At 55.2% G+C, this 8,632-nt stretch carries 7 protein-coding genes and 1 pseudogene; 5 read left to right on the forward strand and 3 right to left on the reverse strand.

Features of this window, described 5'->3' with window-relative positions:
- Positions 1 to 4: 4 nt before the first annotated feature.
- From ftsZ to CI603_RS08315, 3 genes are all read right to left on the reverse strand, one after another.
- Complete coding sequence (ftsZ, locus tag CI603_RS08305) at positions 5 to 1,192, reverse strand: cell division protein FtsZ (protein WP_121913744.1); 1,188 nt, start codon at positions 1,190 to 1,192, stop codon at positions 5 to 7.
- 231 nt (positions 1,193 to 1,423) lie between these two features.
- Positions 1,424 to 2,602: a tRNA dihydrouridine synthase DusB gene (gene dusB, locus CI603_RS08310; RefSeq protein ID WP_121913745.1), complete on the reverse strand. Its 1,179-nt coding sequence runs from the start codon at positions 2,600 to 2,602 to the stop codon at positions 1,424 to 1,426.
- Entirely contained in the window at positions 2,589 to 4,106 is a 1,518-nt protein-coding gene (locus CI603_RS08315) for a glycine--tRNA ligase (protein ID WP_121913746.1), read from the reverse strand. The genes dusB and CI603_RS08315 overlap by 14 nt, the downstream gene beginning before the upstream one ends.
- Positions 4,107 to 4,304: 198 nt before the next feature.
- On the opposite strand from CI603_RS08315, the gene CI603_RS08320 reads away from it, so the two are divergent.
- The 5 genes and pseudogenes from CI603_RS08320 to CI603_RS08340 all read left to right on the forward strand — a co-directional run.
- Entirely contained in the window at positions 4,305 to 4,637 is a 333-nt protein-coding gene (locus CI603_RS08320) for an MTH1187 family thiamine-binding protein (RefSeq protein ID WP_121913767.1), read from the forward strand.
- An 89-nt stretch (positions 4,638 to 4,726) separates the two neighbouring features.
- The gene (locus tag CI603_RS08325) at positions 4,727 to 5,782 is read left to right on the forward strand and encodes a LacI family DNA-binding transcriptional regulator (RefSeq protein ID WP_121913747.1); all 1,056 of its coding nucleotides are present in this window, start codon (positions 4,727 to 4,729) and stop codon (positions 5,780 to 5,782) included.
- A gap of 338 nt (positions 5,783 to 6,120) precedes the next feature.
- Entirely contained in the window at positions 6,121 to 7,446 is a 1,326-nt protein-coding gene (locus tag CI603_RS08330) for an extracellular solute-binding protein (protein ID WP_121913748.1), read from the forward strand.
- 10 nt (positions 7,447 to 7,456) lie between these two features.
- Positions 7,457 to 8,407, forward strand: coding sequence for a carbohydrate ABC transporter permease (locus CI603_RS08335; RefSeq protein ID WP_121913749.1), 951 nt, complete (start codon positions 7,457 to 7,459; stop codon positions 8,405 to 8,407).
- A gap of 29 nt (positions 8,408 to 8,436) precedes the next feature.
- Positions 8,437 to 8,632 (forward strand): annotated as a pseudogene (locus CI603_RS08340) (hypothetical protein); the annotation flags it as partial.

Genomic DNA, 8,632 nt, shown 5'->3' on the forward strand with positions numbered 1-8,632 from the left:
CTGATTACCGCAGAAAGTCAGGGATATCCAGATATCCCGGGTCGGAGGTGCCGTCATCGCCAGAGGCAGGGGGCACCACATCGTGTTCGGAGGTCTCATCGGACTCCGACTCCGCCTGGACGGACGGATCCGCCATAGGCTGCTGAGGCTGCTGGGGCTCCTGGACCGGGGTGGCCGCTACCGGTGCAGTAGTCGAGTCTGCTACGGGGGCTTTGATCTCATCTTTCTTTGGGGTGGGATCGAATCCGGCGGCGATGACCGTGACCCGCACCTCGTCCCCATAGGCGTCATCCAAGGCCAGACCCCAGATGATCTGCGCCTCAGGATGGATGGCATCCTGAACCAGCTGTGCGGCGGCAGATGCCTCCTGCATGCTCAGGTCGCTGGGGCCGGCCACATTGATAAGAGCTCCATGGGCGCCCTCGATGCTCTCCTCCAAGAGCGGGGAGGAGATGGCGATCTCAGCAGCTTGCGTGGCTCTATCCTCACCCCTGGCTGCGCCGATGCCGAAGAGGGCAGTGCCGGCATCCTTCAAGATAGCGGTGACATCGGAGAAGTCCACGTGAATGTAGGAGTTCATGGTAATCAGGTCGGTGATGCCCTGAACGCCGGCCAGCAAGGCCGTGTCGGCGGTTTTGAAAGCATCCATGACCGAGACCGTGCGATCCGAGAGATCCAGAAGCCGGTCATTGGGGATAACGATAAGGGCATCGACCTCCTTGCGCAGGTTCTCGATGCCCGATTCGGCGGAAGCGGAGCGCCTGGGCCCCTCAAAGGTGAACGGCCGAGTGACCACGGCGATGGTGAGCGCGCCTTGCTGACGGGCTGCACGCGCAACCAAGGGGCTGGCGCCGGTGCCTGTGCCGCCGCCTTCCCCTGCAGTGACGAAGACCATATCGGCACCCTTGAGGACCTCTTCAATGTCAGATTGATGGTCCTGGGCAGCCTTGGCGCCCTTCTCCGGATCGGCGCCAGCCCCCAAGCCACGGCTGTTGGCATCAGAAAGGGAGATCTTCACATCGGCATCTGAGCGCAGGAGATCCTTGGCATCGGTATTGATGGCCACAAACTCGACATTCTGCAGACCCTCGGCGATCATGCGATTGACAGCATTGCCACCGGCTCCACCAACACCAACGACCTTGATGTTGGTCTTGTCATTGAAATTGTCATTCTGGGCAATCTCGCTCACAGTATGCTCCCGTCACTCACGTTACGCTCAACTCTAGCGCAGGTCATATACGCCAACACGCATTTGCCCACAGGCGTTCCGACCCTCCCTGACGGCCGTGGGCCTAGGGTCCGGGAGGTCAGAGCCAACCGCCCTGGTCTTCCGAAAGAACCTCCACGCCGTTCTGTCCGTATTCTAAACCCTGATTCTAGACTCGGATGCACATGCTTGGCGAGAGGGATATTTCCGGCTTCAGTAGGAGGCGTCCATGGGATCATTGCCAAAGAGCGTTTCGCGCTCCTGATGGGTGGTAGTCCGCGAATCCAGCCAGCCATATGGCAGGCGAACCTTCTTGGCATAGCGGACCCGACCCCGGGGCTTGCCGGCCACGGCACGCGGATAGGGCATGTCCTGGTCCAGGTCGGCGATGCAGTGATCCAGATCCTCCAGGTTCTCGCATGCCATGAAGTTGCGGCGCACCTGTCCCCCCACGGCGAAACCCTTGAGGTACCATGCCACGTGCTTGCGCATATCATGGACGGCCATGCGCTCGTCGCCGTCGTAGAACTCGACCAGGAGCCGGGCATGGCGGGCCATGATCGCCCCGACCTGACCCAGGGTGGGCTCCTGCCGTTCCGGCGAGCCGGCCAGGGCCGCAGCGATGTCGGCGAAGAGCCATGGACGGCCCTGGCAGCCCCGGCCGATGGCCACGCCTGCGCAGCCTGTCTGGGCGAACATGTCCAGGGCATCCTCGGCGGTCCAGATGTCGCCGTTGCCGAAGACGGGGATGTCTACGGACTGGACCAGCTGAGCGATCCGATCCCAGTCTGCATGGCCGCCATAGTATTCAGCCGTGGTTCTGGCATGCAAAGTCACGGCGGCGCACCCCTCTTCCTGGGCGATGTGAGCCGCTTCCATAAAGGTCTCGTGCTGGTGGTCGATGCCCACCCGGATCTTTGCGGTGACGGGGATTCCGGCAGGCGAGCAGACAGCGACCACTCGATGAACCAGTTCGGTGAAGAGGTCGGTCTTCCAGGGGAGGGCGGATCCGCCGCCATGTCTGGTGACCTTGGGGACTGGGCAACCGAAGTTCATGTCGATATGATCGACCCAGCCCGCATCAACCACCATTCTGGTGGCCTGCTCCATAATCTGAGGGTCCACCCCGTACAACTGCAGGGAGCGCACTTTCTCTTGAGGAGCGAAGCGACACAGCCGGAAGGCCTTGGGATTGCGCGCCACAAGGGCCCGAGCCGTAACCATCTCCCCCACATACAGTCCGTCGGGTCCGTACTCACGGCACAGCAGGCGGAAGGGCCAGTTGGTCACACCAGCCATGGGCGAAAGCATGACCGGTACAGGTACGGTTATCGGGCCCAGCTGCACCGGAGCAATCTTCTGGGCCGGGCGATCAGTCTCAGTACCGGCCACCGGCCTCGGCCACCTTGATGGGTTCGCTCTCGTCCGTGCCCGGCTCGCTGGCCAGGTCCGTGTAGCCGTCGGCGGCGCGCACGCCGGTCAGGTCGGAGGGGCCCATGGGGTAGCGCACTCGCTGTTCGCCGACGACCCGGCGCACATAGTCCTCCACCTGGTCCAAGGCCACTCGGTCCTGCTGCATGGAGTCCCGGTTGCGGATAGTGACCGCCTTGTCGTCCAGGGTGTCGAAGTCCACGGTGATGCACAGGGGGGTACCAATCTCGTCCTGACGACGGTAGCGACGGCCGATAGCGCCGGACTCGTCATAGTCCACCATCCACTCGTTCTGGCGCAGGTCGGCGGCCAGGTCATGGGCTATCCGCTGCAGATCGGGCTTCTTGGACAGGGGCAGGACGGCGGCCTTGACCGGGGCTAGCCTCGGATCCAGACGCAGCACAGTGCGCCGGTCGACCCCGCCCTTGGTGTTGGGAGCCTCGTCCACATCATAGGCATCCACCAGGAAGGCCATCAGCGAGCGCGTCAGACCGGCCGCAGGCTCGATCACATAGGGGATGTAGCGCTCCCCGCTGGCCTGGTCGAAGTAGCTCAGATCCTCGCCCGAGTGCTCGGCATGGGCCTTGAGGTCGTAGTCGGTGCGGTTGGCCACGCCCTCCAGCTCTCCCCACTCGGAACCCTGGAAGCCAAAACGGTACTCGATGTCCACGGTCCGCTTGGAATAGTGGGCCAACTTCTCCTTGGGGTGCTCATAGTGCCGCAGGTTCTCCGGCTTGACACCCAGGTCCACGTACCAACGGGTCCTGGCGTCGATCCAGTACTGATGCCATTCCTCGTCGGTGCCAGGGTGGACGAAGAACTCCATCTCCATTTGCTCGAACTCGCGGGTGCGGAAGATGAAGTTGCCAGGCGTTATCTCGTTGCGGAAGCTCTTACCCATGTTGGCGATGCCGAAGGGGGGCTTGGAGCGGGAGGAAGCCATGACGGACTTAAAGTCCACGAAAATGCCTTGGGCAGTCTCGGGACGCAGGTAGTGCAGGCTCTTCTCGTCCTGGACTGGCCCCAGATGGGTTTGCAGCATCATGTTGAAGTCTCGCGGCTCGGTCCATTGGCCCTTGGTGCCGCAGTCCGGGCAAGGAATGTCCTTGAGGCCGTTTTCCGGATCATGGCCGTGCTTCTCGACGTAGGCCTCTTCCAGGGTGTCGGCCCGGTGCCGCTTGTGGCAGTTCAGGCACTCGATCAGGGGGTCGTTGAAAACAGAGACATGGCCCGAGGCCTCCCAGACCGCCGTGGGCAGGATGACCGAGGTGTCCACGCCAACCACGTCGTCGCGGGTGACCACCATGGTCCGCCACCACTCACGCTTGATGTTGTCCTTGAGGGCCACGCCCAAAGGACCATAGTCCCAGGCCGAGCGCGTCCCGCCATAGATCTCCCCTGCGGGAAAGACGAACCCTCGGCGCTTGGCCAGGGAGATGACCTCATCCAGTTTCGATACTGCCACTGATCACACCTTCTATCGGGGATTGCCGTATAGTTCATACGGACCAACGACTGGACCAAGCATACCGTTGACTTATGACCGAACATCAATCGGAGGAAAAGATCCGTCAGACCCCAAGCCTACGATTTTATTTATTGTGGATGGGATGAGTGCGCGATTTAGGAGATGTTTCATCTCAATCAACGAAAGGCTTCGGATATGGTTCAGGCACAAAACTTACAGGATTCTGCATATCTCAACACAGTGGCTTCGGTCACTATCGCTCCTATCGGCCAGGGCGAAGAGCTCTCAACCTATGTAGCTCAGGCTGTCAAGGTCATACGGGATTCAGGACTGTCCAACGAAACCAACGCCATGAGCACGGTAATTGAGGGCGATCTGAGCGAAGTAATGCAAATCGTCGAGAAAGCCACCAGAGCTCTGGCTGAACAAGGCTACCGAACTGAAGTCAGTCTGAAGTTGGACATCCGCCAAGGCAAACGATCTCAAATTCACCAGAAAGTAGAACTGATCAATAAAATTCTTCAATGAGACGGAATTGAGCATCATGTATGCATTTTTTGAAATTATATATCTAAGGATAAATGTAACCGCGGGCAACCAGCATATATGATGCGTCTATGACCACGATGAAGCAGATTGCTAAAGAACTAGGCGTGTCCGTATCATCGGTTTCCCTAGTTCTTAATAATCGCGACCATGGTCGTATCAAGCCGGCAAAGGCCAAGCAGATACGCCAAACTGCCGAACGACTGGGATACCAGCCTAATCCGTTAGCACGTTCGTTACGCACATCCAAGACTGGCCTTTTGGGGTTCATAAGTGAGGATGTAGCTACTACGCCCTTTGCGGGTGGAATTATTCAAGGCGCTCAGGACGCTGCCAGGGCCTCGGGCTACATCATGCTGACAGTTAATGCCAAAGGAACAGCTGAGGAGGAAGAAGATGTTGCAGCGCTGAGACGCTATGGGGTCGACGGATTTCTTTACGCCAAAATGTACAACAGAGTTACTACTATCCCCGACTATCTACGGGGAAGTCCAATCGTACTTGTTGATGCCACGGATGCCGACGGAGTTAGCCCTAGTGTGGAACCCGACGAATACTTAATTGGCGTTGACGCTACCAATGCCTTGATTCGCGCAGGAGCCAAAAGAATTGCCTATATTGGCTGTCAGGATCCACTCATTGCTCAAAGGGAGCGCAGCCGCGGATATCGACAGGCGCTAAAGGATGCCGGCATACCGATCCTGGGTTCCATGATGATCAAGGTTGGCGATAACGAGACAGCTTTAAGAGACGTTGAGAGACTCTTTGACAATGAACATCCAGACGGGTTTTTCTGCTTTAACGATGCAAGGGCTTGGTATGTGTATGAAAGCGCTGCTCGTCGCGGACTTACGGTAGGTAGGGACATATCCGTGGTGGGGGTGGATAATCACCTTGTCCTGGCACAGACTATGACTCCCCGTCTCAGCTCGGTCGCACTGCCACATTATGAGATGGGATATTGGGCGGTGTCTCAACTAGTTTCAAATATTCGTCATGAACATATCGATATGAATGATATGCCCGAAACACTTGCCTCATTGCCTCCTCTTGGAGGCCCTTATCCGGCCAAAATCCACTGTCCCCTTATTTATAAGGAATCCCTGGTAGGAGGAGAAACCGATTAAAATCATTTTTTGATTCTTCTTTGCATGTTTAACTCATTGTTTTTCTGCTTTTAGAGTCGTTGACCTCACTGCGTTTCCTTCTAAAACAGGTGCACGCTAATTGTCCTTTCTTCTTTACGACACCTGTCTAGATACAAACTGCCATATGTAGCGTCAATCGTTTGACGTATATCGATTGACGCTATACTGTTTAAATGCGTTAAGTACCAATAACTGAAAGTTGAGCAGCAACCAATGGAGTCTGGCTGGTCCTTTTAAGGCAGAATCACCATCCTCATTCCATTGTTCAGTAGACATACAGCAAAGTCACCATCGAAGGAGACCCGGAAGGAGTGACCATGAGAATGAACAAAAAAAGATCATTGATCCGACTTATCGCAGGAATAGTAGCTCTATCTGGCATGGTGTCATTATCTGGTTGCGGCGAAGCCGCCAGACAAGAAGCAAAGATGCAGGGCAACGAGATCACGCTCTGGACCCACACTGCAGGCTCGGAGGCAGAACTTTCGACCGTGGAAGACATCGTGGCAGATTACAACTCTTCCCCGGACAGGAAGGGCACCGTCAAAATCCAGTCTTTCCCCCAGAGCTCATACAATGATTCAGTTATCTCAGCTTCAACGGCAGGAAACCTACCCTGTCTGGTCGACGTGGACCAGCCCAATACACCATACTGGGGTTGGGCTAACATTCTGGCACCTCTAACTGACAAAGCCTTACTCAAACGCACAAATCAGTTAATCGGGTCTGCCAAAGGTACTTGGAATAAGCAAATCTACACTGTCGGCTATTTCGATGCCACCACGGCACTCTTCGCAAGAAAGTCAGTCCTCAAGGATCTGGGCATCCGAGTGGCCACAGTCGATAGACCATGGACGAAGGCCGAAATGGACGATGCTTTGGCCAAAATGAAGGCCAGCGGCCATTGGACCTATCCTTTCGAAATGGGGACAGCTGATAACAAGACCGAATGGTATGCCTATGCTTACGCCCCAATTCTGCAGTCTTTCGGTGGAGACCTGGTCAACAGAAAGGACTATCAGTCCTCCCAGGGGGTTCTAAATGGCCCAGAGGCCATCGAGTTCGCCAATTGGATGCGTTCGCTCGTAGAACACGGTTATATCAACTCAAAGGGGGGATCCGACACCGCTCTTGATTTCGTCAACAAGAAGTCTGGTCTTCTCTACGGAGGTATCTGGACCATGTCTACCGTCCAAAAGTACGCAAAGGATTCCGACGATATCGTGGCCATGCCTATGGCAGACTTCGGTCACGGGTCTGTAGCCGGAGGTGGTTCATGGACCGTAGGTATGACTCCAACCTGCAATAACAAAGAGGCCGCGATGAGCTACATCCGTTTCTCCCTCAAAGACAAGTATATAGCCCGAATGGCCAAAGCCGGCATGAACATTCCTGCCACAGTTGGTGCGCAGAATCTTATCCCTGAGTTCGAGCCGGGCGGCAGCATGCAGGTCTTCACCAAGATCTCGAGTAAGTACGTAAAGATGCGACCGGAAACACCTGCTTACAACTTCATATCTACAGAGTTTCGCAAGACCATTGGTGACATCATGAACGGCTCAGATGCCGCATCAGGCCTCAATAAGGCCGTCAACCACATTGACGGAAACATTAAGGGTGCAGACGGATATATCAAGAAATGAGAACACAGCTATGTCTAGTTCAATTCAGACCACTATCAACCGACAACCAGCAGATGGGGATACAGCATTGACTCCCAATAATAAATCAGCTGAGGTCATTCACGAGAACCGCGCCGGCTGGCTTATGCTAGCTCCGGCCTGTATACTTTTGGTCCTTTTTATTGGAATTCCCGTGGCTCTTGCCTTTGTCTTATCTTTTACCAATGCAAGAACCATTAGCCCAAATCCAACCAGATTCATTGGATTAAACAACTTCACCAGGCTCTTCTCTGACCCGACATTCTGGCGAGCTCTTCTGAATGTGGCTATTTTCGCGGTTGTTGTGGTCCCGGTTCAGGCCGGCTTAGGCTTATTTTTAGCCATACTTATTAATAAGAAAGTACGTAGCTCCGTCTTCTTCAGGACCGTCTACTTCTTGCCCGTGGTCACTTCCATGGTAGTAGTCTCCCTACTCTGGATGTTCATTTACCAAAATGACGGAATGCTGAACCAGGTGCTTGAAAAACTGACCTTCCATCACTGGACAGCCGTGGACTGGCTGAATAACCCTCAAACGGCCCTTGGCGCTATTATCGTTATGTCCATCTGGCAGGCTGTTGGTCAACACATGCTGATCTGGCTTTCTGGCCTGCAGACCATATCTGCAGAGCTTTACGAAGCTGCTGAACTGGACGGATGCGATGCATGGCATCAATTTACAAATGTAACATGGCCAGGATTGCGATCCACCAGAAATATGATCCTAATCACCATCACAATAGCTGCGCTTAGCCTCTTCACCCAAATCAACGTTATGACTCAGGGAGGGCCCAGAGATTCGACCACAACCGTTGTGTTCGAAGCCGTCAGGTCCGGGTTCCAGCAACAGGAAATGGGGTACGCATCAGCCATCACCCTTGTCTTCTTCCTGATCATCATGGCCATCACGGCCGTTCAGCGTCGGATTACCCATTCGAATTGAGCATTAAGCGATAGAAAAAGGTATATATCATGACAATCGGCACTGCATCATCAATCTCTGTCCATGAAGACAAGACAATTAAAGAGAAGTACCGGCGTAATCGGCTATCGATCGGCGGTTGGCTGGTCAGAATCTTATTTGCCTGCCTCTTCGCCTTTCCTCTTATTTTTATGGTCGTATCCTCATTCAAGCCTGATGATGAAATAATGGCTGATTTGAGTTCCG

This window comes from Bifidobacterium sp. wkB338 (assembly GCF_003688325.1).
GTDB classification, from domain to species: Bacteria; Actinomycetota; Actinomycetes; order Actinomycetales; family Bifidobacteriaceae; genus Bombiscardovia; species Bombiscardovia polysaccharolytica.